This window comes from Cupriavidus taiwanensis, from assembly GCF_900250115.1.
In the GTDB taxonomy this organism is placed as follows: domain Bacteria; phylum Pseudomonadota; class Gammaproteobacteria; order Burkholderiales; family Burkholderiaceae; genus Cupriavidus; species Cupriavidus taiwanensis_B.
Genome location: NZ_LT984803.1, coordinates 1,243,923 through 1,268,514, shown reverse-complemented (window position 1 = coordinate 1,268,514; position 24,592 = coordinate 1,243,923). Strand labels below are relative to the sequence as shown.

Sequence of the window (24,592 nt, the reverse complement as noted above, 5' to 3'; positions counted from 1 at the left end):
TTGCCGCCGGGACCCGGCCGGTCTCCCTTCCCCCGCCAGCGCCGCTACCCGCCACTTTGTTGCGCCGGGCACTCGGATTTTTCCTAAAGTATGAGCATGCCCCGGCACATGCCCCGGCGACCCATCGACACCGCGAGGAGGGGAACATGCCGCAGGAGAACGAAGACAAGGTCGCGCACCTGCTGGACGAACTGGCCAACTTCGCGCGCGGGCGGCTGCCGGCGGCGATGTTCAGCGTGGTCGAGCCGTTCCTGCTGCATTATTACGACCAGGCCGACGCCGAAGACCTGCTGCGGCGGGAAGTGGCCGACCTGTACGGCGCCGTGATGGCGCACTGGCAGACGGCGCAGAAGTTCACCCCCGGCAGCGCCCGCATCCGCGTCTACAACCCCAACCTGGAAGAGCACGGCTGGCACTCCGACCACACCGTGGTCGAGATCGTCAACGACGACATGCCGTTCCTGGTCGACTCCGTGACCATGGAGATCAACCGCCAGGGCCTGGCGCTGCATTCGGCCATCCACCCGGTGTTCCGGGTCTGGCGCGGCGGCACCGGCATCGAGCGGATCGCCCCCGGCGGCGCCGGCGAGGCCGGCGACAGCTCGCGCCTGGAGTCCTTCATCCATTTCGAGATCGACCGCACGGGCGAATCGTCGCGCCTAGACGCCTTGCGCAACGGCATCTCGCAAGTGCTTGTCGACGTGCGCGCCGCGGTGGAAGACTGGCCCAGGATGTGCGACATCACGCGCGCCACCATCGGCGCGATGGCACAGGCGCCGGACGCGGCCGCGCCGGAAAGCGTCGAGGCGCGCGCCTTCCTGGAATGGATGATGGACAACCATTTCTCGTTTCTAGGACAGCGCGACTACCAGCTGGTGGCGCGCGACGGGCGCTACTTCCTGCGCGGCGTGGCCGGCTCCGGCGCCGGCATCCTGCGCGAAAGCCTGCGCGAGCCCGATGCCGAAGACCTGACCCCGCTGCCCGCGGCGGCCACCGCGATCATCGAAGGCAGTTCGCCGATCTTCGTGACCAAGGCCAATTCGCGCGCCACCGTGCACCGCCCCGGCTATCTCGACTACGTCGGCGTCAAGCTGCTCGACGAAAACGGCCAGCTGTTCGGCGAGCGGCGCTTCGTCGGCCTCTACACCTCGACCGCCTACATGGCGCCGATCGCCGAGATTCCGCTGGTGCGGCGCAAATGCGCCAACATCCTGGCGCGCGCCGGCTTCCTCGCCAAGGGCCACCTGTACAAGTCGCTGGTCACCATCCTGGAGCAATATCCGCGCGACGAACTGTTCCAGGCGACCGAGGACGAGCTGTTCGACATCACCACCGGCATCCTGCGGCTGCAGGAACACCAGCGCACGCGGCTGTTCGTGCGGCGCGACCGCTTCGACCGTTTTGTCTCGTGCCTGGTGTTCGTGCCGCGCGACAAGTACAACACCGACCTGCGCCAGAAGATCCAGAAGCTGCTGACCGCCGCCTTCCACGGCACCAGCTGCGAGTTCACGCCGTTGCTGTCGGAATCGCCGCTGGCGCGTATCCAGCTGACCGTGCGCGGCGAGCCCGGCACCATGCCCAAGGTCGACACGCAGGAGCTGGAGGCGCGCATCGTTCATGCCAGCCGCCGCTGGCAGGACGACCTCGCCGAGGCGCTGCACGAAAGCCACGGCGAAGAGCAAGGCAACCGGCTGCTGCAGCGCTATGGCGGCTCGTTCCCCGCCGGCTATCGCGAAGACTATCCGGCCCGCACCGCGGTGCGCGACATCGAGCTGATGGAGCATGCGCTGCGCGGCAACGGCATGGCGATGAACCTGTACCGGCCGATCGAGGCCGCGCCCGGCGCATTCCGCTTCAAGGTCTACCGCGCCGGCGAGCCGATCGCGCTGTCGCTGAGCCTGCCGATGCTGGAGCACCTGGGCGTGCGCGTCGATGAAGAGCGCCCCTACCTGATCGAGCCCGACGGCGGCGCACCGCTATGGGTGCACGACTTCGGGCTCGAGATCGCCGATGGCGGCGGCGCGGCGGAGTTCGACATCGCGCGCGTCAAGGCGCTGTTCGAGGATGCCTTCGCGCGCGCCTGGCACGGCGAGATCGAGAACGACGACCTCAACCGCCTGGTGCTGCGCGCCGAACTCGCCGCGCGCGACGTCACCATCCTGCGCGCCTACGCGCGCTACCTGCGCCAGGTGGGCTCCACCTTCAGCGACGCCTATATCGAACGCGCGCTGACCGGCAACGCCGGCATCGCCGCGATGCTGGTGGCGCTGTTCGTCGCGCGCTTCGACACCTTCAGCCAGATCGCCGCCGACACCGCGCGCCAGGCGCGCTGCGACAAGCTGCTGGCCGACATCGGCACGGCGCTGGACAAGGTCCCCAACCTCGACGAAGACCGCATCCTGCGGCTCTTCCTTGGCGTGATCAACGCCACCGTGCGCACCAATTATTTCCATCGCGGCGAGGATGGCCAGCCGCGTCCGTACCTGTCGTTCAAGTTCAATCCGGCCCTGGTGCCAGGCCTGCCGGAGCCGCGCCCGATGTTCGAGATCTGGGTCTACGCGCCGCGCGTGGAAGGTGTGCATTTGCGCGGCGGCCGCGTGGCGCGCGGCGGGCTGCGCTGGTCGGACCGGCGCGAGGACTTCCGCACCGAAGTGCTGGGCCTGATGAAGGCCCAGATGGTCAAGAACACGGTGATCGTGCCGGTCGGCTCCAAGGGCGGATTCGTGGTCAAGCGTCCGCCGCCCCCCGGCGACCGCGACGCCTTCCTGCGCGAAGGCATCGCCTGCTACCAGACCTTCCTGCGCGGGCTGCTGGACCTGACCGACAACCTCGTCGGCGGCGAGCTGGTGCCGCCGCCCGAGGTGGTGCGCCACGACGACAACGACCCTTACCTGGTGGTGGCCGCGGACAAGGGCACGGCCACGTTCTCGGACTTCGCCAATGCGATCTCGGCCGAGTACGGATTCTGGCTGGGCGATGCCTTCGCCTCCGGCGGCTCGGTCGGCTATGACCACAAGAAAATGGGCATCACCGCGCGCGGCGCGTGGGAATCGGTCAAGCGGCATTTCCGCGAGATGGGCGTCGACATCCAGTCCACCGACTTCACCGTGGCCGGCATCGGCGACATGTCGGGCGACGTGTTCGGCAACGGCATGCTGCTGTCGCCGCATATCCGGCTGGTGGCCGCGTTCGACCACCGCCACGTCTTCCTCGATCCCGATCCCGACCCCGCACGCAGCCTGCAGGAACGCGCGCGGCTGTTCGGGCTGCCGCGCTCGAGCTGGGCCGACTACGACGCCACGCTGATTTCCGCTGGCGGTGGCATCTACCCACGCACGGCCAAGACCATCCCGCTGTCGCCGCAAGTGCAGGCAGTACTCGGCATCACGGCGAGCGCGCTTTCTCCGGCCGAACTGATCCACGCCATCCTGATGGCGCCGGTGGACCTGCTCTACAACGGCGGCATCGGCACCTACGTCAAGTCGAGCCAGGAGACCCACCTGCAGGCCGGCGACCGCACCAACGACGCGGTGCGCGTCAATGGCAACGAACTGCGCTGCAAAGTAGTCGGCGAAGGCGGCAACCTCGGCTTTACCCAGCTGGGCCGCATCGAGTTCGCGCGCAGGGGCGGCCGCATCAACACCGATGCCATCGACAACTCGGCCGGCGTCGACTGCTCCGACCACGAGGTCAACATCAAGATCCTGCTGGGACTGGTGGTTGCCGACGGCGAGATGACCGAGAAGCAGCGCAACAAGCTGCTGGCCGAGATGACCGACGAAGTCGGCCTGCTGGTGCTGCAGGACAACTATTACCAAACCCAGGCGCTGTCGGTCGCGGGCCGCAGCAGCGGCGCGCTGCTCGACGGCGAGGCGCGCCTGGTGCGCTGGCTGGAACGTGCCGGGCGGCTCAACCGCGCGCTGGAATTCCTGCCGTCGGACGAAGACATTGCCGAGCGCAAGCTGGCCGGCGAAGGCCTGACCTCGCCCGAGCGCGCGGTGCTGCTGGCCTACAGCAAGATGTGGCTGTACGATGAACTGCTGGGCTCGGACTTGCCGGAAGACACGCTGGTCGCCGGCCTGCTTGCCGATTACTTCCCGGTGCCGCTGCGCCAGCGCTATGGCGAGGCCATGCAGCGCCATCCGCTGCGGCGCGAAATCCTGTCGACGCACCTGACCAATATGCTGGTCAACCGCATCGGCGCCACCTTCGTGCACCGGATCATGGAAGAAACCGATGCGCGACCCGCCGATATCGTGCGCGCCTGCCTGATCGCGCGCGATGTGTTCGGCCTGACCGCGCTGTGGCAGGAAATCGACGCGCTCGACAATCGCGTCGCCGACGCCGAGCAGGCGCGCATGTTTGGCCTGGTGGCGCTGCTGCTGGAGCGCGCGTGCCTGTGGTTCATCCGCTATCTGCGCAGCGGCAGCAGCGCCAGCGAAGACCTGGCGCGCTTTGCGCAGGCGGCACAGTGGCTGGGGCCGCGCTTGCCGCAACTATTGCCGCAGGCGGATGCTGCAGCGCTGGCGGAGCATACGCGCGCGCTGACCGAGGCGGGAGTGGGCGAGACGCTGGCCACGCGCGTGGCCGGCAGCGAGATTTCCGCCGCGGCGCTCGACATCGCGGAAGTGGCCGCGGCGTGCGAGCGCAGCCTGGACCTGGTCGCGGGGGTCTATTTCGCGCTGGACAGCCACCTCAGCTTCAGCTGGCTGCGCGAACGCGCGCTGGCGCTGCCATCGGACACGCACTGGGACCTGCTGGCACGCACCACCACGCTGGATGATCTGGGACGGCTCAAGCGCGCGCTGACGGTCAGCGTGCTGTCGCAGGCGGGGGATCAGGCCTCGCCGGAAGCGATGATCGACGCCTGGCGCGCCAGCCGCCACGGCGCGCTCGAACGCTTCACGCGCATGCTGGCGGACCAGCGCGCCTCGGGGGCGGCGGGCCTGTCGATGCTGTCGGTCGCGGTGCGCGAGATCGGCATGCTGGAGCGGAGCTAGCCGCGCCGGCAGCCTGGCGGCTTACTCGTCGGTGTCAGCGCCAGGGTCAGCGCCGAGGTCCGCATCGGCATCGGCGCTGCGCGGACGCAGCTCGAGGCCGAGCAGGATCAGCAGCTCGAAGGCATCGGACAGCAGGTGCTTCTGCCGCGGCAACAGGCTGGCGTACGGCATGTCGTAGATCGACTGGTGCGCCGTGCGCTCGCCCTTCAGGCCGCGGTCGCGCGCGATGTCCGACAGCAGCGCGGCAAAGCCGGACAGGTCCTGCGCCGCCAGCGCCGAGTTCAACACCTTCGCGACAACTTCAGGCGAAGCGTTGGCCCAGCCCATGCGCTCGGCATTGGAAGCGGGGTCGTTGGGAAGGTCGGCAAAGTCCATGTTGTGTTTAACGGTCCTGCCTAACCTAGCTTAAGCCGCCATCGATGTGAATTTGACCCCACACAGGTGGGGTAACATGGCCTGCCGCCGCTACCGGTCAGCGCGCTGCGGGCTTGGCGCGACCCTGCGCCGGTGCCTTCCCCGGCGCCTTCCGCTGCGCGGGTGCCTTTTGCGCTGCGCTGGCAGCTACCTGGCGATAGCTCGTGCTGCCATCCTTCGCCGTGCGCGCCACGACATGGTTGCGCGCGCCACATTGCGGACAACGGAACACAAGTCCCTGCCCTTCATCGCGGATCTGCACCTCGTCCGGCTCCCAGCTGGCGCCGCAAGCCTGGTTCCCACAAACAAACATGAATGCTCCTGGAAGATGGTGCCAATCGAACTGCCGGCACCGACGCGATTATCAGGCCTGGCGCGCGCCAGCGGGTCGATTTGCCGCCGATTGCGCCGATTGCTCCGATTGCGGTGGTGGGCCGGCATCGCTCCGCGCTTCAACCATTGCGCTGCACCCATTGCTGCGCCCACGCTATCGCCGCGGCCCGCGCCTGGTCCGGCGTGGCATGCGTGGTCGGCGGCGCCCCGCCTTCCAGCACCACGGCACCCGCTTCCCAGATATCGCACAGCGCCTTGAAGCGCCCCATGCCCAGCGCATGGCAGAACACGTGGATGACGAAGCCGCGGTACTCGAGCACATCGGTGGCGGCATCGGTGAGCACCTGGTCTGCGGTGACATCGGCAGGCAGCAGTGGCGCATCGGACTGACGCGGCTCGCGCTGGCCGCCGGCCGCGCGTGCCGACCACGCCAACGCGCCGCCTGCCGCCGCACCAAGCAGCACGCCCAGGCCGAACCAGCAGGCTTTGCTTCCGCACCCAGCCATGGCATCTCCTGTAGCGACCCGGCGGTCCCGGCAAGACAGCGTCATGGGCGCTGTCATCGGTTTCAGGTTATACCAGGCGCCGATCACCGAGCGGCGCACCGCTGGCCAAAATTGAGAATCGGGAGGATGACCGAACGGCATGCCGCCGGCTATACTGTACATCCATACAGTATCAGGACACTGCCATGCCCTTGTACCAGTCCGATTCCATCCTGCTTGAAGCCCATTACTTCGGCGACGACACCGAATCCGTGCGGCTGCGCTGCGGCAGCGTCTGCGTGAACGCCGGCGCCATCCTGGTCGATGGCATCGAGCCGCGCCAGCTGCAGTCGCTGCGCTGGACCCCGGACTTCCTGTCGTTCGAGGCGCAAGGCATGCGCCACCGCTATCCGGTGAGCCGCCCCGCGCTGGTCGGCCCCGCGCAGGCGCGCTTTGCCCTGCTTTAAGCTATGCCTTCCGATCCCGCCCATGCGCCGCGCGCCATGCCCCCATGCCAGACCTGAGCCCGACCGCACGCCAACTGATCCGCGCTCTCGAGCTGCGGCCACATCCGGAAGGCGGCTACTACCGCGAAACCTATCGCAGCGAGGAACGCGTCGCATGCCAGGACGGGCGCACGCGCGAAGCCTGCACCGCGATCCACTACATGCTTGGCGGCAGCGACTATTCCGCCTGGCACCGCATCCGCTCCGACGAGCTGTGGCACTACCACGCCGGCTCCCCGCTGGACGTGCACCGCATCGTCGACGGCACCATCGTCACCCAGCGCCTGGGCGACCCGCTGCGGCATCCCGGCGCGGCCTTCCAGGCGCTGGTGCCGGGTGGCCAGTGGTTTGCCGCCGAACGCGTGGACACTGGCGCCGAGGACTTTGCTCTGGTCGGCTGTACCGTGGCCCCCGCCTTCCAGTTCAGCGAGTTCGAACTGGCCAGCGCGGCGACGCTTGCCGGGCTCGTGCGCGGACATGACATGCGGTGGCAGCGGCTGCTCCGATAGCGCCGCGCAAAAAAACAGCCCGCCGCGGCGGGGTGCGGGCGGGCTGGTCAGTACTGCCGGCGCAGTCTACGTGCAGCCGCACTGGCGCGATGCCCGGAGCACCCCGGCATCCCGGCGCCTTTTCTGATTTCCACCCCCCGAGTCACATGATCGAAGTCGCACCATGCAAGCTGCGCCGCAAAAGACACCAGCGCTGTCAGACGGCCACCGATACCGGCCACGGGAAGCAGCGTGGAGACTAGGGCATCTTCCACCACGGAGGTGCGCCATGCCGGCCAAGAACATCCACGTCGTTCCGCTCGACAACGGCTGGGCCATTGAATCCGAAGACGGCGCGGGCGGGCGCCAACTCTACGCGACGCAAGAAGACGCGATCGCCGCGGGCACCGAGAAAGCCCGGCAACTCCAGGCAGAACTGCTCGTCCACGGCCGCGATGGCCGCATCCGGATGCGCAACAGCTTTGGCAACGATCCTCGCGAGATCAAAGGCTGAACAGTCCGCTGCGCGTCAGCCGCCGCTGGCTCGCAGCCCCTCCACACGCGCGCGGGTCGCGTAATAAGCAAGCACCAGCGATGCGGTCAGCGCCAGGCCGGCTACTGCCAGTGCGATGCAGGTGGTGCCGGCGATCCCGTTGCCCTTGTCGGTCATGACAGCCTCCGTCGCGAAAGTCCACTGTGCCACCACTATAGGTGCAACGGGCTGAATCAAGAACGGCCATGGTTTCGCTCACGCGCTGACCCTGCCCGTTCCAGGCGCGAAGTAGCACGCGCTCGCCACGGGACACGGAAATAAAAAAACCCGCTTGGCGATTTGCCAAGCGGGTTTCTTGTCTGGTCGGGGCGAGAGGATTTGAACCTCCGACCACCTGCACCCCATGCAGGTACGCTACCAGGCTGCGCTACGCCCCGAAGCAAAAGATTATAACAGAAGCATTTCTCGTATGACTAGCTCCTGACGCGGAAATTATCCGTGCTTCGCGATCTCGCGCAGCTGTGCCAGCAGATGCTGAACGTCGACCAGCGCATTGCGCAGGCCGGCGATGTCGACCGACAATGCCGGCGCTTTTTCCTCGACCGCTTCCCTCGATACCGCCGTTGGCGTGGCCGCGCTGTGATGACGGCCTTCGTCGAGGCGATTGCGCGCGCCGTTGATGGTAAAGCCCTGCTCGTAGAGCAGCTCGCGGATGCGGCGGATCAGCAAGACCTCATGGTGCTGGTAGTAGCGGCGGTTGCCGCGGCGCTTGACCGGCTTGAGCTGCGTGAACTCCTGTTCCCAGTAGCGCAGCACGTGCGGCTTGACCGCGCACAGCTCGCTCACCTCACCGATGGTGAAGTAGCGCTTGGCCGGGATCGGCGGCAACGCGATGCGGTCGCTGGGTTTGTCCGACATGCAGTGTGTAGACGAGCGTCAGGCCATGCCGGCCAGGAGGTTGGCGCGCGTTGCGCGCGCGCCCAGAAGAATACCGATGCCGGCCTCGGGAAGCAATCCGCCGTTCGGGTGACGCGTCAGCCGGCGATGCCGGCGCGTTCTTCGACCAGGCCCTTGAGCTTCTGGCTGGCGTGGAACGTCACCACGCGGCGCGCGGTAATCGGGATGACTTCGCCGGTCTTGGGATTGCGGCCGGGCCGCTGCGGCTTGTCGCGCAACTGGAAGTTGCCGAAGCCGGAAAGCTTGACGCTGTCGCCCTGCTCCAGCGCTTCGCGGATGACATCGAAGAAGGCCTCGACCATGTCCTTCGACTCCCGCTTGTTCAGGCCCACCTGGTCGAACAGCATCTCGGCAAGCTCGGCCTTGGTCAGCGTGGGAACTTCGGTCGCGCGGGCGTCCGGCATTGCATCGTCAAGGGAGGATGCCTGCCGGTCGCTCATCTCACCCAGTGCTGCAGCGGTCATGGAATTCGCGTCTCGATCATTCATGTCGATCGCTCGAGTGTCTGTCTGGCGATCCGCCCGGGGCAAGCCCGGGCGCCCTTTTTATGGTGCTCCGTCGGTCCTGGCGTCGGTCCTGGCGACGGATCAGCCGCGCAGCCGCGCCTGGAAGGCTTCGGTCAGCGCGTCGACCATGCAGCGCACCGCGCTGTCGACGGTCTCGTCCTGGAGGGTCGACCCAGTATCTTGCAAGGTCACCCGGAACGCAAGGCTTTTCTCGTCCGCGCCGATGGCCGTGGAAGCGCCCTTGGGACGGAACTCGTCGAACAGCACCAGGCTCTGGCAGAAGCGGCCATAGCCCTGTTTTTCCAGCGCGGCGCGCATGGAGTCGAGCAGGTCCTGCACGCGTACCGATTGCTTCACGACCACGGCCAGGTCACGCACGGCGGCCGGGAACTTGGAGATCTCGGTGTACGCCGGCAGGCCGGCGCCGCGCAGCGCGTCGAGCTGCAATTCGAACAGCACCGGCGCATGTGCCAGTTCATATTCCTGCAGCCAGCGCGGATGCAGTTCGCCAACCACGCCCACGGGCTTGCCGTCGAGCAGCACGCGCGCGGCGCGGCCAGGATGCAGCGCCGGATGCGAGACCGGCTCGAAGCGCGGCACGCGCGGATGGAACAGCGCCTCGACATCGCCCTTCACGTCGAAGAAGTCGACGTTGCGCGTGACGATGCCCCATTGCTCTTCGAACGCCGGGCCGTAGGCGATGCCCGCGGCCATCATCGGCTGGTCATAGCCGGCCACGGTGAGACCGCCATCCTCGACCCCGGCGTCGCGGTGGAACACGCGGCCCACTTCGAACAGGCGCACGCGCGCGGCCTTGCGGTTCAGGTTGTAGCGCACCTTGTCGACCAGCCCGCCGATCAGCGTCGAACGCATCACTGCCAGCTGGCTGGCGATCGGGTTCAGCAGGCGGATCGGCTTGTCGTTGGCAGCGAAGTCGCGCTCCCACTTCTCCTCGACGAAGGCGAAGTTGACCACCTCCTGGTAGTCGCGCGCGGCCACGGCATGGCGCACCACGTGGGTGGAGCGGCTGGCCTCATTGGTCGGGCGCATTTCGCTTTCGGCAACCGGCGGGCGCGCCGGGATACGCTCGAAACCGTAGATGCGCGCGACTTCCTCGATCAGGTCTTCCTCGATCTCGAGGTCGAAGCGGTAGCTCGGCGGCGTGACCTCGAACACTTCGCCCGCGGCGCCCTGCGCGCGCGTGAACGTCAACTGCAGGCGCTGGAACACGTCGGCGATGGCCACCGGCGACAGCTCGATGCCGAGCACGCGCTCGGCCCGCGCCACGCGCAGGCTGACCGGCTTGCGCACCGGCAGGTTGACCACGTGGTCGTCCACCGGGCCAGCCTGGCCACCGCAGATCTCGAGGATCAGCGCGGTGATGCGCTCAATATGCTCGACCGTGGTGGCGTAGTCCACGCCGCGCTCGAAGCGGTGCCCGGCGTCGGTCGAGAAGTTGTAGCGGCGGCTGCGGCCCTGGATCGCGGCCGGCCACCAGAACGCGGCTTCGAGGTAGATGTCGGTGGTGTCCAGCGTGACCGCGGTGCTGTCGCCGCCCATGATGCCGGCAAGGCTTTCGATCTCCTTGTCATCGGCGATCACCCCGACCTGCTCGTCGACCTCGATGGTATTGCCGTTCAGCAACTTGATCTGCTCGCCCTTGCGGCCCCAGCGCACGTCCAGCCCACCGTGGATCTTGTGCAGGTCAAATACGTGCGACGGACGGCCCAGCTCCAGCATCACGTAGTTCGAGATATCGACCAGCGCCGACACGCTGCGCTGGCCCGAGCGCTCCAGCCGCTGCACCATCCACAGCGGGGTGGCGGCACGCGCGTTGACGCCGCGGATGATGCGGCCGGAGAAGCGGCCGCACAGGTCCGGTGCCGACACCTTGACCGGCAGCTTGTCCTGGATCGTCACCGGCACCGGCGTCATGTCGGGCAGGTTCAGCGCGGCACCGGTCAGCGCCGACACTTCGCGCGCCACGCCGTGGATCGACAGGCAGTCGGCCTTGTTCGGCGTCAGCTTGATGACGAAGACCTGGTCGTCCAGGTCCAGGAATTGGCGGATGTTCTGGCCGACCGGCGCGTCTTCCGGCAGCACCATCAGGCCACCGTGGTCCTCGGACAGCTTCAGTTCGCGCGCCGAGCACAGCATGCCGTAGCTGTCGACGCCACGCAGCTTGCCGACCTTGATCTCGAATGGCTTGCCGCCGTCTTCCGATGGCGGCAGCACCGCGCCCACCAGCGCGCACGGCACCTTGATGCCGGGCTTGACGTTGGGCGCGCCGCAAACGATCTGCAGGGTCTCGCCGGTGCCGGCGTCGACCTGGCATACGTTGAGGCGGTCAGCGTTGGGATGGCGCTCGGTCGACAGCACGTGCGCGACCACCACCTTGTCGAACGGCGGCGCAACCGGGCCCACCTCTTCCACTTCCAGGCCGGCCATGGTCAGGCTGTGCGAGAGCGCGTCGGTGGAGATCTTTTCAGGGTTGGCGAAGGTGCGAAGCCAGGATTCCGAGAATTGCATGGCGCTTCTGATCCGGTAAGTATTCTGTGTAGTCGGTGACGAGTTTGAGCGCAGCCAGGAAACAGCGGCCGCTCAGGCGAACTGGCGCAGGAAGCGCACGTCGCCCTCGAAGAACAGGCGCAGGTCGTTGATGCCATAGCGCAGCATAGTCAGGCGCTCGAGGCCGGAGCCGAACGCGAAACCGATATAGCGCTCGGGATCGAGGCCCATATTGCGCAGCACATTCGGGTGCACCTGGCCCGAACCGGAAATTTCCAGCCATTTCCCATTGCCGAAGGCCATGTCGATTTCCGCGGACGGCTCGGTGAACGGGAAGTACGACGGACGGAAGCGCACCTGGATGTCATCGCGCTCGAAGAACTTGCGCAGGAAATCGGTGTACACGCCCTTCAGGTCGGCAAAGCTGACCTCCTCGCCGATCCACAGCCCTTCGACCTGGTTGAACATCGGCGAGTGGGTGGCGTCGCTGTCGACGCGATAGGTACGGCCCGGGCAGATCACCTTGATCGGCGGCATCGCCTTGCCCGCGTACTTCTCCACGTGCATCCTGGCGTAGCGCACCTGCATCGGGCTGGTATGCGTGCGCAGCAGCAACAGCTTGTCTTCGCTGTCGCGGCCATCCACGTAGAACGTGTCCTGCATCGAACGCGCCGGATGGTTGTCCGGGTTGTTCAGCGCGGTGAAGTTCATCCAGTCGGTCTCGATCTCGGGACCATCGGCCACGTCGAAGCCGATCGAGCCGAAGATCTGCTCGACGCGCTCCCAGGTGCGCATCACCGGATGCAGGCTGCCGCGCGCCACCGCGCGGCCCGGCAGCGTGACGTCGATGGCCTCGGCGGCCAGGCGCGCGTTCATCAGCGCGTCGGCCAGGGCCTGGCGGCGCGCCTGCAGCGCGGCCTCGACCTGCTGCTTGACCTGGTTGATGCGCGCGCCCTCGGTCTTGCGGGTCTCCGGGTCGAGCTTGCCGAGGCCCTTGAGCAGTTCGGTCAGCGCGCCGGTCTTGCCGAGGAAGCGGGCCTTCTCGTTTTCCAGCGTGGCGTTGTCATTGGCGGCGGCGAAAGCGGCCTGGGCGTCGGCGACGATTTGGTCCAGATCCTGAGACATGGCGGCGGTCGTGGAGTGTTCTGGCGTCGGCGAAACCCTGTCATGCGACAAGGCCGGCCCGACGTGGGTTGGCACTTCGTGCGGTATGCGTTTCCGGATGCGGTCTGGCCAACAATCGCAAAACGGCATCCGGAACCGCAAATAAAAACGGGGCTCGGTGAGGAGCCCCGTTTCAGCAGACCTTGCGGTCAGCGGTCGACCTTGCGGTCGGCGCTTGCCCGGCGGCGCTCACGCGCCGCCGCAGCCGGCATCAGGCAACGGTGGCTTTCACCTGGTTGACGATGGCGGCAAAGGCAGGCTTGTCGTGAATAGCCATGTCCGACAGCACCTTGCGGTCCAGTTCAATCGAGGCCTTCTTCAGGCCGTTCATGAACACGCTGTAGGTCATGCCATGCTCACGCGTCGCGGCATTGATACGCGCAATCCACAGCGCGCGGAACACGCGCTTCTTGTTGCGGCGATCGCGGTATGCGTACTGGCCAGCACGCATGACCGCCTGCTTGGCGATGCGATAGACATTATTGCGACGGCCGCGGTAACCCTTGGCAGCGTCGATGACTTTCTTGTGACGGGCCCGTGCAGTGACCCCACGCTTTACTCGAGGCATGTAATTCTCCTTTCGTTGTCGTCAGGGGTTATGCGTAAGGCATCATCGCGCGCACCGACTTCAGGTTCGTCTCATGGACGTCCTGAGTACCGCGCAGTTGACGCTTGTTCTTGGTGGTCTTCTTGGTCAGGATGTGACGCTTGAAGGCCTGGCCACGCTTGAACGAACCGTTCGGACGGGCAGTAAAGCGCTTGGAGGCGCTTTTCTTCGTCTTCATCTTCGGCATGAAAAACTCCAGCTCATATGACATGCATGCAGGTGGACGGCTGACGCCGACGCTTGCAAGACCCGCATCCACTTGTTGTTGCGCGTTGGCCCTGGCGGACCCCGCGCGACTTCCGCACGACGCAGCGCCGGGATGACTGGCATCCCGGCCGCGGCACCGCGCAGGAATTACTTCTTCTTCTTGGGGGCGAGCACCATCACCATCTGGCGCCCTTCCATCTTCGGCATCTGCTCGACCTGGCCGATCTCTTCCAGGTCCGCCTTCAGGCGTTCGAGCATGCGCGCGCCGATTTCCTGGTGGGCCATCTCGCGACCACGGAACCGCAGCGTGATCTTGGTCTTGTCGCCATCTTCCAGGAAGCGCTTCAGGTTGCGCAGCTTGACGTTGTAGTCGCCATCATCCGTACCCGGCCGGAACTTGACTTCCTTGACCTGGATGATCTTCTGCTTCAGCTTGGCCTCGTGGGCGCGCTTGGCTTCCTCGTACTTGAACTTCCCGTAATCCATGATCCGGGCGACGGGCGGAGTCGCGTTGGGGGCGATCTCCACCAGGTCCAAGTCCTTGTCCTCAGCCAGCCGCAGAGCGTCCATGAACTTGACGATGCCGAGCTGCTCGTTATCAACCCCTACCAGGCGCAGTTCAGGCGCGCTGATTTCCCGGTTGATGCGATGACCTTTGTCCGTAGCGATGTTGCGTTACCTCAAGAAGACAAAAAAACAAGCCGTGCTCCCCACCCTCAGGCTTTGCTGGCGACGTCGTGTTGCAGACGCTCAGCAAACGCGGAGACGGGCATCACACCCAGGTCCACGTTGCCACGGGCACGCACGGCCACTTGATTGGCATCCCGCTCCTTGTCGCCCACTACCAGCAGGTAGGGGACCTTTTGGAGCGAATGCTCGCGGATTTTATACGTAATTTTCTCGTTACGCAAATCGGCCTTGGCCCTAAACCCTTGTTTTTGCAGCAATTGCACGACGCTTTCGGCGTATTCTGCCTGCGAATCCGCAATATTCATGACCACCACCTGCTCCGGGGCCAGCCAGGCCGGCAGCGCGCCGGCGTGGTTTTCGAGCAGGATGCCCAGGAAACGCTCGAACGAGCCCAGGATGGCGCGATGGAGCATCACCGGGCGCTTGCGCGAATTGTCCTCGGAGACGTACTCGGCATCCAGGCGCTCCGGCAGCACCAGGTCCAGCTGCAGCGTGCCGCACTGCCACGAGCGGCCGATGGCGTCCTTGATGTGGTATTCCACCTTAGGACCATAGAAGGCGCCCTCGCCCGGCAGTTCTTCCCATTCCACGCCGCAGGCACGCAGCGCCAGCCGCAGGCCCTCTTCGGCATGATCCCAGATCTCGTCCGAGCCGGCGCGCTGGTCGGGGCGCAGCGACAGCTTGACCTTCACGTCCTTGAAGCCGAAGTCGTCGTAGACCGAGAACGCCAGTTCGTTGAAGGCCTTGGCCTCGGCAACGATCTGCTCTTCGGTGCAGAAGATATGCGCGTCGTCCTGCACAAAGCCGCGCACTCGCATCAGCCCGTGCAGCGCGCCGGATGGCTCGTTGCGATGGCAGGCGCCGAACTCGGCCAGGCGCAGCGGCAGGTCGCGGTACGAGCGCAGGCCGTGGTTGAAGATCTGCACATGGCCGGGGCAGTTCATCGGCTTGATCGCGTAGTCACGCTTCTCCGACTCCGTGACGAACATGTTCTCCTTGTAGTTCTGCCAGTGGCCTGACTTCTCCCACAGCGAACGGTCCATCACCTGCGGCGTGCGCACCTCGTCGTAACCGGCGTCCGTCAGGCGGCCGCGCATGTACTGCTCGACGGCCTGCCACACCTGCCAGCCCTTCGGGTGCCAGAACACCATGCCGGGCGCCTCTTCCTGCAGGTGGAACAGGTCCAGCGTCTTGCCCAGCTTGCGGTGGTCGCGCTTCTCGGCCTCCTCCAGCATGTGCAGGTAGGCTTCCTGGTCTTCCTTTTTCGCCCAGGCCGTGCCGTAGATGCGCTGGAGCATCTCGTTGCTGGCATCGCCGCGCCAGTAGGCGCCGGCCACCTTCATCAGCTTGAAGACCTTGAGCTTGCCGGTCGACGGCACGTGCGGCCCGCGGCACAGGTCGACGAAATTGCCTTCGCGATACAGGCCGATTTCCTGGTCGGCCGGGATCGAGCCGATGATCTCGGCCTTGTACTTCTCGCCCATCGACTCGAACAGCGCCACCGCCTCGTCACGGTTCCATACTTCGCGCGTGACCTTTTCGTCCTTGCGCGCCAGTTCCGTCATCTTCTTCTCGATGGCGGCCAGGTCTTCCGGCGTGAAGGGGCGCTTGTAGGCGAAGTCGTAGTAAAAGCCGTTCTCGATCACCGGCCCGATCGTCACCTGCGCGTCCGGATACAGCTCCTTGACGGCATAGGCCAGCAAGTGCGCCGTGGAGTGGCGGATCACGTCGACGCCGTCGGCATCCTTGTCCGTGACGATGGCCAACTCGGCATCGCGCTCGATCCTGTAGCTGGTGTCGACCAGCTGGCCGTCGACCTTGCCGGCCAGCGCGGCCTTGGCCAGGCCGGCGCCTATGCTCTGCGCCACTTCGGCAACCGTTACCGGGCCGGGAAACTCGCGGCGGGACCCGTCCGGCAGCGTGATTGCGATCATTTCGACTCTCCAGGTTCCGCCGGCGGCGCCTTGCGCCGGCCTGGGCGGATCAAACTGCATCTTGTGGCGCCGGCCCGCAGGCCTGCGCGCTGGCGATCTGTTCTTTGCGGCCCCGCCCTGCCGCGCGGGAGACGGCGGCAGCTTGTCAGGGCTGCTGGCAAGCGACGGACGAAAAAAAACGCGGCCAAGGCCGCGTTTCTCTTTGTCAAACCCGATCCAACCGGGCCGAAGGCGCACCTCGACTACTGTCGCTTGCCAGCGGTAGTAGTTCGCGGTGTCATAACCATGATGCCCTTCCGTTCCGTTTGGGGTTGAATCGGACTTGCCGCACTGCTTTTACTGCTTTACTGCAATTCGTTGGTAGGCTCGATTGGACTCGAACCAACGACCCCCACCATGTCAAGGTGGTGCTCTAACCAGCTGAGCTACGAGCCTAGCGAAGCCGCAAGTATAGCATCACTTTCTTTTCGCCTGCAACACCCCCTGCACCTCTTCGATCATCAGCAGTGCCCGCTGCAGCTGCGTCGCCTCGGAGACCTCGGCGGTAAACTGCATGCGCGCCACGCCCTTGCTCGACAGCGTCTTGACCCCGGTGACGTTGATCTTCTCGCGCGACAGCACTTCGGAGATGTCGCGCAGCAGGCCCTGCCGGTCGATCGCCTCGACCTGGATGTCGACCGGATAGACCGCGGCGTGGCTCTTCTGACCCCACTCGGTCTGGATCACGCGCTCGGGCGCGCGCGCCGACAGCTGCTGGAAGGTATGGCAGTTGCGGCGATGGATCGACACGCCGCGTCCGCGCGTGACGAAGCCAACGATCTCGTCCGGCGGCGCCGGCTTGCAGCAGCGCGACATCTGCGTCATCAGCGAATCGACGCCCACCACCAGCACACCGCTCTTGGCGCCGCGCGCCACGCTGGTGGCGCGACTCTTCTTGGTGACGGCATCCTCCTCGCTCAGCGGCGCCTGGACTTCGCCCTCCGGGTGGCGCAGCGCGTGCTCGACGTGGCGCAGGCTGAACTCATCCTTGGCCACCGCGGCGAACAGTTCGTCGGGGGTCTTGAAGCCCAGCCGCGCGGCCAGGTCCTCCAGCTTGACCGCGGTCTTGCCTTCGCGCTGCAGGGTCTTGTCGATCAGCGTGCGGCCCTGCGCGATGGTTTCCTGCGAATCCAGCGCATTGAACCACGCGCGCACCTTGGCACGCGCGCGGCTGCTGGCCAGGTAGCCCAGGTCCGCATTGAGCCAGTCGCGCGACGGCCCGCCCTGCTTGACCGCGATGATCTCCACGGTCTGGCCGTTCTTGAGCGGCGTGTTCAGCGGCACCATGGTGCCGTCCACGCGCGCGCCGCGGCAGCGGTGGCCGAGGTCGCTGTGCAGGTAGTAGGCAAAATCCACCGCGGTCGCGCCCTGCGGCAGCGCCACCACGCGCGCCTGCGGCGTCAGCACGTAAATGTGGTCGTCGATCGCGGCGTGCTTGATCTGCTCCCACGATTCGTCGTGCGCCACGCTGTGGTCGGCGTCGTCCTTCCACGCCAGCAGCTGGCGCAGCCAGGCGATCTTCTCGTCGTAGCGTTCGCTGGCGGAAAACTGCCCGGCATAGCCGCGGCTGCCCGCCTCCTTGTAGCGCCAGTGCGCGGCCACGCCGTATTCGGCGAAGTGGTGCATCTCGTGGGTGCGGATCTGCACCTCGAAGGCGCGGCCGTCGTCGCCGATCACCACCGTGTGCAGCGACTTGTAGCCGTTGGCCTTGGGCCGCGAGATGTAGTCGTCGAACTCGCGCGGAATCGGCTGCCAGATATGGTGGACGATACCCAGCACCGTATAGCAGTCCTTGATATCGTCGACGATCACGCGGAACGCGCGCACATCGTACAGGTCGGCAAAATCCAGCTCCTTGCCGCGCATCTTTTTCCAGATGCTGTAGATATGCTTGGGCCGCCCGCTCACCTCGGCGCGTATGCCCGCGGTGGCCAGCTCGGACTGCAGTCGCGCGATCGCGCCGGCAATATAGCCTTCGCGCTCGATGCGCTTCTCATCCAGCAGCCGGGCGATGCGCTTGTAGGTATCGGGCTGTTCGAAGCGGAAGGCCAGGTCCTCCAGCTCCCACTTCATCTGCCAGATACCGAGGCGGTTGGCCAGCGGCGCATAGATGTCCAGCGTTTCGCGCGCCACGCCGGGCAGCGGCGCCTGCTTGGTCTCGGCCAGCCAGCGCAGCGTCTGCAGCCGCGACGCCAGCCGCACCAGCACCACGCGGATGTCCTGGGCAAACGCCAGCAGCATCTTGCGCAGCGCCTCGACCTGCTCGTGGCGCGCCTGGGCTTCGTTCTTCGACGGCGCGGCCGACTCCGCCTCGGGGCGATTGCCGGCGATAGCGCCGATGCGCAGCAGCTGCCGCACGCCATTGACCAGCCGCGCCACTTCCTCGCCGAAGCGCGGCTCGATCTCGGCCTCGGTGTCGGGCACGAATGCCGCCAGGCCGAACAGGCACGCGGCCGCGCGCGCGGAATCGTCCACGCGCAGGCCGTCGAGGATGCGCAGCATCCCCTCCGCGTGCGACTGCACGGTCTCGCCGGTGGGCAACGCAACGCCGGCGCCGTGCTCACGCACGTACGCCAGCGCGCGCTCGACCAGCTCGGTATCCGGAATACCCGCGACCCGGCCAGCCAGGTCGGTCGACGTCACCATGTCACAGCGCCTGCATCAGTTGAGCGCAGCGGTCACCACCACTTCGATCAGGTAATCGGGATTGGCCAGGCGGGCTTCGACGGTGGCGCGCGGCGGCGTGTTGCCTTGCGGCACCCAGGCGTCCCAGACCTCGTTCATCTCGCCGATCAGATCGATGTTGGTCAGGAAGATCTGGCACGACAGGATGCGGGTCTTGTCGCTGCCGGCCTCGGCCAGCAGGCGGTCGATATGGCCCAGCACCTCGCGCGTCTGGCCGCGGATATCGGCCTTGGGATCGACCTCGGGCACCTGCCCGGCCAGGTACACCACACCGTTGTAGACCGCGTATTCGGACAAGCGCTGGCCCACGTGGGCGCGCTTCAGTTCAGGAAGACTCATGGCAATGCGTAACTCAATAAAAACAGCCGGATCACGAACACGCCGGCAACCCGGCCGTCAATCCAGGCCGGCAGCGGGCGCGATCAGGCGCCGGTAAAGAACTGGCGCACGATCGCGATCTGCGCCGGGTCGACAAAGGTCGGGGCGTGGCCCACGTCGGGCACTTCCACCGAGCTCACATGCTGGCCTCGCGCCACCATCTCGGCCACGGTCTCGCGCAGCAGCAGGTCGGACTGCGCGCCGCGCACCACCAGCACCGGCGCCTCGATGGCTTCGAAGCTGCGCCACAGCGCGGCTTCGCCGGCGGCGATGGCCTCGGGCGTGGACTTGCGGAACGGCACCGCCAGCTGCGGATCGTAATGCAAGCCCCATTCCAGGCCGTCGGCGCCCTGCATCGGTTTCAGGACGGCAGCGTTGAGCTCGCGCCACTGCTCGGCGCTGTGGCGCCCGAACGAGGCGCTGATGGTCTGCAGGTACGCCAGCCCTTCCTCGAAGGTCTTGAAGCGCACCGGCAGGCCAAGATAGGCGCCGATACGCTCGACCGCCGACGGGGCGATGCGGGGGCCGACGTCATTGAGCAGCAGCTTGCGCACCGGCGACTTGGGCAGCCCGGCCAGGCCCATGCCGATCAGGCCGCCCATCGAGGTGCCGAACCAGTCCACCTTCTCGACATTGAGCCGCGCGATCAGCGTGACCATGTCGGCGACATACTGCGGCACCACGTAGCCGTTGGCATCGGCCAGCCATTCGGAGCGGCCGCGGCCGACCACGTCCGGGCACACCACGCGGTAGTCGCCGCACAGCGCGCGCGCCACGGCGTCGAAGTCGCGCCCGGTGCGCGTCAGGCCGTGCGCGCACACCAGCACGCGCGGATTGGCGGGATCGCCCCACTCGTGGTAGGCCATGCGGTGCAGGCCCGCCGGACTGATGCACTGGACGAAACCGAGACGCGGACTGGCAGACATCTGGACTCCCTGGCAAACCGGACCGCACAGCACCATGAGGCGCCGCCGCCGGAAGTTGAGCAAAGCTGGATTGTACGCCGCAGCGGGTACAATGCCACAGCACAGTGTCCGCGCCCGCGCGCGCGGGCGCGCACCGCCACGGCGCGCGCCGCCTATCCGGCGGCTGTCCTGCCGTGGTATCCCCTTTCTCTCGACGGAGGCTTACATGCTCAACGGCAAGACCGCACTGGTGACTGGCTCGACCAGCGGCATCGGGCTCGGTATCGCAAAGGCGCTGGCGGCGCAGGGCGCCCACATCATCGTCAACGGCTTTGGTGACGCCGACGCCGCAAAGGACGAGATCGTGCAGGCCGGCCAGGGGATCCGCGTCGGCTATCACGGCGCCGACATGAGCCAGGCGGCCGAGATCGAAGACATGATGCGCTATGCGCAGGCGGACTTCGGCGGCGCCGACATCCTGGTCAACAACGCCGGCATCCAGCACGTCGCGACCATCGAGGACTTCCCGCCCGAGCGCTGGGACGCGATCATCGCCATCAACCTGACCTCGGCCTTCCACACCACGCGGCTGGCGCTGCCCGGCATGAAGCAGAAGAACTGGGGCCGCATCATCAACGTCGCCTCCACCCACGGGCTGGTGGCGTCGGCGCAGAAGTCCGCCTATGTCGCCGCCAAGCACGGCATCGTCGGCTTCACCAAGGTGACCGCCCTGGAAACCGCGCAGACCGGCGTCACCGCCAACGCGATCTGCCCGGGCTGGGTGCTGACGCCGCTGGTGCAGAAGCAGGTCGAAGCCCGCGCGCAGAAGGAAGGCATCCCGGTCGAGCAGGCCAAGCGCGAGCTGGTGCTGGAGAAGCAGCCCTCGGGCCAGTTCGTCACCCCCGATGAACTGGGCGCGCTGGCCGTGTTCCTGTCGTCCGAAGCCGCCCGCCAGGTGCGCGGCGCGATCTGGAACATGGATGGCGGCTGGGTGGCGCAGTAAGGTGCCCCATCAGGGCGCCACAAAGGAGCAACAAGCAATGATGCAACGACGACGTTTCCTCGGGACCCTGGGCGCGCTCGCGCTCGGCACGCTCGCCGTGGGCGTGCTGGGCCCCGCGGCCGATGCCTTCGCGCAGGCGAAGCCGCTGGCCATCGACGTCTACAAGAGTCCGCTGTGCGGCTGCTGCGAGGAATGGGTCAAGCACCTGCGCGCCAACGGCTTTACCGTCATGGTGCATGACGTCGAGGATACCGGCGCATACCGCAAGCGCTTCGGCATGCCCGAGCGCTTCGGCTCCTGCCATACCGGCCATATCGCCGGCTATGCGATCGAGGGCCATGTGCCCGCCGCCGATATCCGCAAGCTGCTGGCGGCCGGGCCCAAGGCCGTCGGGCTGGCGGTGCCCGGCATGCCGGTCGGCTCGCCGGGCATGGAACAGGGCTCGCGCAAGGATCCGTTCGACGTGCTGCTGGTCAAGGCCGACGGCGCGGCCTCGGTGTTCAGCCGCCACCACAAGCCGGCGGCCTGACCTGCCGCCCGCCGGATGCGCCGCGGCGCATCCGGCACGGCCCTATCCCTGTCCGAGGCGCTCCAGCGCCGCCTCGACCTCCCGCCACACCGCCTCGGTCTCGCCCTCGGTGCATGCGCCATGCTGGCGCTTGACCGCGCCCAGCCGGTTCAGCACCAGGTGCTGGTCCGGCACCACGCCCGCGTTGGCCAGGCACGCCTGCACGCACGCCAGCGAGCACCCGTCCAGCGCCAGGATCAGCCGGCCCGATCGCGCCACCCGCGTCAGCGCCGGCACGCCGCCGCCGACGCCGCTGATGCACGACATCTCCGCGCGGCCGCTGCGGTCCAGCCGCACCGCGCAGGCATTGGCCAGTTGCGCCACGCTGGAGCAGCCTGAACAGGCGTAGACCAGGGGCAGGGATCGGGTGGGGGGAGCGGGCATCGCGCACCTTGCATTGAGCTTTGCATGGGCAGGAACACCCTGCCCGGAAGCGGCCAGCATAGTGACTGGTGCGAGCCCAGGCCATTCGCCGATAGAGCTAGCTACCGGCCCAGCCGATCGACGTAGGCGGTTGCCCAAGCCCCAATGAAACAAGCCCTGTAGCGCAATGCGCGACAGGGCTCGTCAGGCCATGGCAGCCGAAGGCTGGCTTACAGCAGCGGCGCCCCGGTCTTCGCCTGGATTTCCTCGCGGCTGACGCCCGGCGCGGTCTCCACCAGCTTGAGGCCGTCGGCGGTCACGTCGATCACGCCAAGATCGGTGATGATGCGGTTGACCACCCCCACGCCGGTCAGCGGCAGGTTGCACTGCTTCAGGATCTTGAGGTCCTCGGTGCCGTCCTTCTTCTTGGCGGTGTGTTCCATCAGTACCACCACGCGGCCGACGCCGGCGACCAGGTCCATCGCGCCGCCCATGCCCTTGACCATCTTGCCGGGGATCATCCAGTTGGCCAGGTCGCCCTTCTCGCTGACCTGCATCGCGCCCAGGATGGCCAGGTTGATGTGGCCGCCGCGGATCATCGCGAACGAGTCGGCCGACGAGAAGATCGACGAGCCCGGCAGCGTGGTCACGGTCTGCTTGCCGGCGTTGATCATGTCGGCGTCGACCTCGGCCTCGGTCGGGAACGGGCCGATGCCGAGCAGGCCGTTCTCGGATTGCAGCCAGACTTCCATGCCTTCCGGCACCCAGTTGGCCACCAGCGTCGGCAGCCCGATGCCCAGGTTGACGTAGAAACCGTCCTGCAGCTCGGCCGCGGCGCGCGCGGCCATTTCGTCACGTGTCCATGCCATGATGGGGTCTCCTTAGCTGGCCGCGCGCACGGTGCGCTGCTCGATGCGTTTCTCGGGGTTGGCGTTGAGCACCAGGCGCTGCACGAAGATGCCGGCCAGGTGGATCTCGTCGGGGTCGAGTTCGCCGGTCTCGACGATCTGCTCGACCTCGGCCACGGTGACCTTGCCCGCCATCGCGCACATCGGGTTGAAGTTGCGCGCGGTGCGGCGGAACACCAGGTTGCCGGCCTTGTCGGCCTTCCAGGCCTTGACCAGTGCCACGTCGGCGGTCAGCGAACGCTCCATCACGTACTGTTCGCCGTCGAATTCGCGGATTTCCTTGCCTTCGGCGACGATGGTGCCGACCCCGGTCTTGGTGAAGAAGGCCGGGATGCCGGAGCCGCCGGCGCGCAGCTTTTCCGCCAGCGTGCCCTGCGGCGTGAATTCCAGCTCCAGTTCGCCGGCCAGGTACTGGCGCTCGAACTCCTTGTTCTCGCCCACGTAGGACGAGATCATCTTGCGGATCTGGCGCGTGGCCAGCAGCAGGCCCAGGCCGAAGCCGTCGACGCCGGCGTTGTTGGAGATGCAGGTCAGCTGCTTGGCGCCGCTGTCGCGCAGCGCGACGATCAGTGCCTCGGGGATGCCGCACAGGCCGAAACCGCCCACGGCGATCGTCTGGCCGTCGCGGACGACGCCTGCAAGCGCTTCTGCGGCGCTGGCGTAGACCTTGTTCATGCTTCGCTCCTTCCTCGGTAGTCCCTGTCGATCTCCCCGCCGGCGGGTAGTGCGGCGGGCGACGCAGGGAAATTGTAACGGTACAATCGGCGACGGGCGCCGCAACTCGTCCGACCGACAGCATACGCAAGCACAGCCGGCTGCGCCATTACGTAAAAATACATAAGCAGATGCCCGCCATCGACTACCGGACCGCCTTCCAGCTCGCCCCCGTGGGCCTGGTGCTGTCACGCGAGCGCGTGATCGAGGATTGCAACGAAGAGGTCTGCCGCATCTTCGGCACCACGCGCGAGGCGCTGCTGGGCCAGTCGTTCCAGGTGCTCTATCCCACCGCCGACGAATTCGAGCGCACCGGCGCGCGCATCGCGCCGATCATGGGCAAGCGCGGCATGTATTCGGACGAGCGCATCATGAAGCGCGCCGGCGGCGAGCTGTTCTGGTGCCACGTCACCGGCCGCGCGCTGGACCGGGCGCAGCCGCTGGGCGCGGGGATCTGGACCTTCGAGGACCTCTCGCAGAAGCGGCAGGTGACGGCCGAACTGACCGCGCGCGAGCGCGAGATCGCGGCTCAACTGGTGGAAGGCAAGACCAGCAAGCAGATCGGCAAGCTGCTGGCGATCAGCCCGCGTACGGTGGATATTTATCGCGCGCGGCTGATGAAGAAGTATGGGGCGAGTACATCGGTGGATCTGGTGCAGCGGCTGGTGAGCCACTGACGCTGCAAAACCCATCGGTTTGCTCCTCGCTCCCGCTTGCGGGAGAGGGCCGGGGGAGAG

At 66.7% G+C, this 24,592-nt stretch carries 24 protein-coding genes and 2 tRNA genes; 7 read left to right on the top strand and 19 right to left on the bottom strand.

The features are described 5' to 3' along the window. The first annotated feature begins 146 nt into the window (after positions 1–146). On the top strand, positions 147–5,000 hold the full coding sequence (locus tag CBM2586_RS06160; protein WP_115687037.1) for an NAD-glutamate dehydrogenase: 4,854 nt from the start codon (positions 147–149) through the stop codon (positions 4,998–5,000). 21 nt (positions 5,001–5,021) lie between these two features. On the opposite strand, the gene CBM2586_RS06155 is transcribed toward CBM2586_RS06160, so the two are convergent. After that, positions 5,022–5,375 carry a hypothetical protein gene (locus CBM2586_RS06155; RefSeq protein ID WP_115662388.1) on the bottom strand — a complete coding sequence of 118 codons (354 nt, stop codon included), beginning with the start codon at positions 5,373–5,375 and terminating at the stop codon, positions 5,022–5,024. 491 nt (positions 5,376–5,866) lie between these two features. After that, positions 5,867–6,253, bottom strand: a complete 387-nt coding sequence (locus tag CBM2586_RS06150; RefSeq protein ID WP_115662390.1) for a hypothetical protein — start codon at positions 6,251–6,253, stop codon at positions 5,867–5,869. 185 nt (positions 6,254–6,438) lie between these two features. On the opposite strand from CBM2586_RS06150, the gene CBM2586_RS06145 reads away from it, so the two are divergent. From CBM2586_RS06145 to CBM2586_RS06135, 3 genes are all read left to right on the top strand, one after another. Further along, positions 6,439–6,699, top strand: coding sequence for a hypothetical protein (locus CBM2586_RS06145; protein WP_112775428.1), 261 nt, complete (start codon positions 6,439–6,441; stop codon positions 6,697–6,699). A 44-nt stretch (positions 6,700–6,743) separates the two neighbouring features. Beyond that, positions 6,744–7,247, top strand: a complete 504-nt coding sequence (locus CBM2586_RS06140; RefSeq protein WP_115662391.1) for a cupin domain-containing protein — start codon at positions 6,744–6,746, stop codon at positions 7,245–7,247. A gap of 268 nt (positions 7,248–7,515) precedes the next feature. Beyond that, positions 7,516–7,740, top strand: a complete 225-nt coding sequence (locus CBM2586_RS06135) for a DUF2188 domain-containing protein (RefSeq protein ID WP_115662392.1) — start codon at positions 7,516–7,518, stop codon at positions 7,738–7,740. Between the two features lie 15 nt (positions 7,741–7,755). On the opposite strand, the gene CBM2586_RS06130 is transcribed toward CBM2586_RS06135, so the two are convergent. From CBM2586_RS06130 to CBM2586_RS06065, 14 genes are all read right to left on the bottom strand, one after another. Beyond that, a complete protein-coding gene (locus tag CBM2586_RS06130) occupies positions 7,756–7,896 on the bottom strand; it encodes a hypothetical protein (RefSeq protein ID WP_165835159.1) in 141 nt (46 codons plus the stop codon). A 183-nt stretch (positions 7,897–8,079) separates the two neighbouring features. Next, positions 8,080–8,156 (bottom strand) — tRNA-Pro (locus CBM2586_RS06125). A gap of 55 nt (positions 8,157–8,211) precedes the next feature. Next, on the bottom strand, positions 8,212–8,637 hold the full coding sequence (locus CBM2586_RS06120; RefSeq protein ID WP_115662417.1) for a MerR family transcriptional regulator: 426 nt from the start codon (positions 8,635–8,637) through the stop codon (positions 8,212–8,214). A 116-nt stretch (positions 8,638–8,753) separates the two neighbouring features. Then, positions 8,754–9,164 (bottom strand): integration host factor subunit alpha, encoded by a 411-nt coding sequence (locus tag CBM2586_RS06115; RefSeq protein WP_026200608.1) that lies wholly within the window; start codon positions 9,162–9,164, stop codon positions 8,754–8,756. Between the two features lie 99 nt (positions 9,165–9,263). Next, positions 9,264–11,711 (bottom strand): phenylalanine--tRNA ligase subunit beta, encoded by a 2,448-nt coding sequence (pheT, locus tag CBM2586_RS06110; protein ID WP_115687036.1) that lies wholly within the window; start codon positions 11,709–11,711, stop codon positions 9,264–9,266. 72 nt (positions 11,712–11,783) lie between these two features. After that, a complete protein-coding gene (pheS, locus tag CBM2586_RS06105; RefSeq protein WP_115687035.1) occupies positions 11,784–12,815 on the bottom strand; it encodes a phenylalanine--tRNA ligase subunit alpha in 1,032 nt (343 codons plus the stop codon). A 250-nt stretch (positions 12,816–13,065) separates the two neighbouring features. Beyond that, complete coding sequence (rplT, locus tag CBM2586_RS06100; protein ID WP_008650487.1) at positions 13,066–13,422, bottom strand: 50S ribosomal protein L20; 357 nt, start codon at positions 13,420–13,422, stop codon at positions 13,066–13,068. A 28-nt stretch (positions 13,423–13,450) separates the two neighbouring features. Further along, positions 13,451–13,648, bottom strand: coding sequence for a 50S ribosomal protein L35 (rpmI, locus tag CBM2586_RS06095; protein ID WP_006575466.1), 198 nt, complete (start codon positions 13,646–13,648; stop codon positions 13,451–13,453). 167 nt (positions 13,649–13,815) lie between these two features. After that, complete coding sequence (gene infC / locus CBM2586_RS06090) at positions 13,816–14,337, bottom strand: translation initiation factor IF-3 (RefSeq protein ID WP_081479471.1); 522 nt, start codon at positions 14,335–14,337, stop codon at positions 13,816–13,818. 47 nt (positions 14,338–14,384) lie between these two features. After that, positions 14,385–16,292 carry a threonine--tRNA ligase gene (gene thrS, locus CBM2586_RS06085; RefSeq protein ID WP_115687034.1) on the bottom strand — a complete coding sequence of 636 codons (1,908 nt, stop codon included), beginning with the start codon at positions 16,290–16,292 and terminating at the stop codon, positions 14,385–14,387. A 358-nt stretch (positions 16,293–16,650) separates the two neighbouring features. After that, positions 16,651–16,727, bottom strand: a tRNA-Val gene (locus tag CBM2586_RS06080). 21 nt (positions 16,728–16,748) lie between these two features. Further along, a complete protein-coding gene (locus CBM2586_RS06075) occupies positions 16,749–18,977 on the bottom strand; it encodes a RelA/SpoT family protein (protein WP_115662421.1) in 2,229 nt (742 codons plus the stop codon). Positions 18,978–18,992: 15 nt separating this feature from the next. Then, positions 18,993–19,355, bottom strand: coding sequence for a RidA family protein (locus CBM2586_RS06070; protein WP_115662422.1), 363 nt, complete (start codon positions 19,353–19,355; stop codon positions 18,993–18,995). An 83-nt stretch (positions 19,356–19,438) separates the two neighbouring features. Beyond that, positions 19,439–20,320 carry an alpha/beta fold hydrolase gene (locus tag CBM2586_RS06065; protein WP_115662423.1) on the bottom strand — a complete coding sequence of 294 codons (882 nt, stop codon included), beginning with the start codon at positions 20,318–20,320 and terminating at the stop codon, positions 19,439–19,441. A gap of 205 nt (positions 20,321–20,525) precedes the next feature. On the opposite strand from CBM2586_RS06065, the gene CBM2586_RS06060 reads away from it, so the two are divergent. Then, entirely contained in the window at positions 20,526–21,302 is a 777-nt protein-coding gene (locus CBM2586_RS06060; protein ID WP_115662424.1) for a 3-hydroxybutyrate dehydrogenase, read from the top strand. 37 nt (positions 21,303–21,339) lie between these two features. Continuing rightward, positions 21,340–21,831, top strand: coding sequence for a DUF411 domain-containing protein (locus CBM2586_RS06055; protein WP_115662425.1), 492 nt, complete (start codon positions 21,340–21,342; stop codon positions 21,829–21,831). Between the two features lie 42 nt (positions 21,832–21,873). On the opposite strand, the gene CBM2586_RS06050 is transcribed toward CBM2586_RS06055, so the two are convergent. The 3 genes from CBM2586_RS06050 to CBM2586_RS06040 form a co-directional block, all read right to left on the bottom strand. Then, positions 21,874–22,254 carry a putative zinc-binding protein gene (locus tag CBM2586_RS06050; RefSeq protein WP_115687033.1) on the bottom strand — a complete coding sequence of 127 codons (381 nt, stop codon included), beginning with the start codon at positions 22,252–22,254 and terminating at the stop codon, positions 21,874–21,876. A 209-nt stretch (positions 22,255–22,463) separates the two neighbouring features. Continuing rightward, a complete protein-coding gene (locus CBM2586_RS06045; RefSeq protein WP_018006816.1) occupies positions 22,464–23,102 on the bottom strand; it encodes a CoA transferase subunit B in 639 nt (212 codons plus the stop codon). 12 nt (positions 23,103–23,114) lie between these two features. Continuing rightward, complete coding sequence (locus CBM2586_RS06040) at positions 23,115–23,816, bottom strand: CoA transferase subunit A (RefSeq protein WP_115662427.1); 702 nt, start codon at positions 23,814–23,816, stop codon at positions 23,115–23,117. Between the two features lie 170 nt (positions 23,817–23,986). Here CBM2586_RS06040 and CBM2586_RS06035 point away from each other — a divergent pair, with 170 nt between their 5' ends. Next, complete coding sequence (locus CBM2586_RS06035) at positions 23,987–24,532, top strand: PAS and helix-turn-helix domain-containing protein (RefSeq protein ID WP_115662428.1); 546 nt, start codon at positions 23,987–23,989, stop codon at positions 24,530–24,532. Positions 24,533–24,592 lie beyond the last annotated feature (60 nt).

Coding starts and splice junctions, on each gene's coding strand:
- CBM2586_RS06155 (WP_115662388.1), bottom strand. CDS start 5,375: ATGGACTTTGCCGACCTTCCCAACGACCCCGCTTCCAATGCCGAGCGC.
- CBM2586_RS06035 (WP_115662428.1), top strand. CDS start 23,987: ATGCCCGCCATCGACTACCGGACCGCCTTCCAGCTCGCCCCCGTGGGC.
- thrS (WP_115687034.1), bottom strand. CDS start 16,292: ATGATCGCAATCACGCTGCCGGACGGGTCCCGCCGCGAGTTTCCCGGC.
- CBM2586_RS06050 (WP_115687033.1), bottom strand. CDS start 22,254: ATGCCCGCTCCCCCCACCCGATCCCTGCCCCTGGTCTACGCCTGTTCA.
- CBM2586_RS06065 (WP_115662423.1), bottom strand. CDS start 20,320: ATGTCTGCCAGTCCGCGTCTCGGTTTCGTCCAGTGCATCAGTCCGGCG.
- CBM2586_RS06055 (WP_115662425.1), top strand. CDS start 21,340: ATGATGCAACGACGACGTTTCCTCGGGACCCTGGGCGCGCTCGCGCTC.
- CBM2586_RS06075 (WP_115662421.1), bottom strand. CDS start 18,977: ATGGTGACGTCGACCGACCTGGCTGGCCGGGTCGCGGGTATTCCGGAT.
- pheT (WP_115687036.1), bottom strand. CDS start 11,711: ATGCAATTCTCGGAATCCTGGCTTCGCACCTTCGCCAACCCTGAAAAG.
- CBM2586_RS06045 (WP_018006816.1), bottom strand. CDS start 23,102: ATGGCATGGACACGTGACGAAATGGCCGCGCGCGCCGCGGCCGAGCTG.
- CBM2586_RS06060 (WP_115662424.1), top strand. CDS start 20,526: ATGCTCAACGGCAAGACCGCACTGGTGACTGGCTCGACCAGCGGCATC.
- CBM2586_RS06115 (WP_026200608.1), bottom strand. CDS start 9,164: ATGAATGATCGAGACGCGAATTCCATGACCGCTGCAGCACTGGGTGAG.
- rplT (WP_008650487.1), bottom strand. CDS start 13,422: ATGCCTCGAGTAAAGCGTGGGGTCACTGCACGGGCCCGTCACAAGAAA.
- CBM2586_RS06130 (WP_165835159.1), bottom strand. CDS start 7,896: ATGACCGACAAGGGCAACGGGATCGCCGGCACCACCTGCATCGCACTG.
- CBM2586_RS06120 (WP_115662417.1), bottom strand. CDS start 8,637: ATGTCGGACAAACCCAGCGACCGCATCGCGTTGCCGCCGATCCCGGCC.
- CBM2586_RS06070 (WP_115662422.1), bottom strand. CDS start 19,355: ATGAGTCTTCCTGAACTGAAGCGCGCCCACGTGGGCCAGCGCTTGTCC.
- rpmI (WP_006575466.1), bottom strand. CDS start 13,648: ATGCCGAAGATGAAGACGAAGAAAAGCGCCTCCAAGCGCTTTACTGCC.
- CBM2586_RS06135 (WP_115662392.1), top strand. CDS start 7,516: ATGCCGGCCAAGAACATCCACGTCGTTCCGCTCGACAACGGCTGGGCC.
- CBM2586_RS06040 (WP_115662427.1), bottom strand. CDS start 23,816: ATGAACAAGGTCTACGCCAGCGCCGCAGAAGCGCTTGCAGGCGTCGTC.
- pheS (WP_115687035.1), bottom strand. CDS start 12,815: ATGTCTCAGGATCTGGACCAAATCGTCGCCGACGCCCAGGCCGCTTTC.
- CBM2586_RS06140 (WP_115662391.1), top strand. CDS start 6,744: ATGCCAGACCTGAGCCCGACCGCACGCCAACTGATCCGCGCTCTCGAG.
- CBM2586_RS06145 (WP_112775428.1), top strand. CDS start 6,439: ATGCCCTTGTACCAGTCCGATTCCATCCTGCTTGAAGCCCATTACTTC.
- CBM2586_RS06150 (WP_115662390.1), bottom strand. CDS start 6,253: ATGGCTGGGTGCGGAAGCAAAGCCTGCTGGTTCGGCCTGGGCGTGCTG.
- CBM2586_RS06160 (WP_115687037.1), top strand. CDS start 147: ATGCCGCAGGAGAACGAAGACAAGGTCGCGCACCTGCTGGACGAACTG.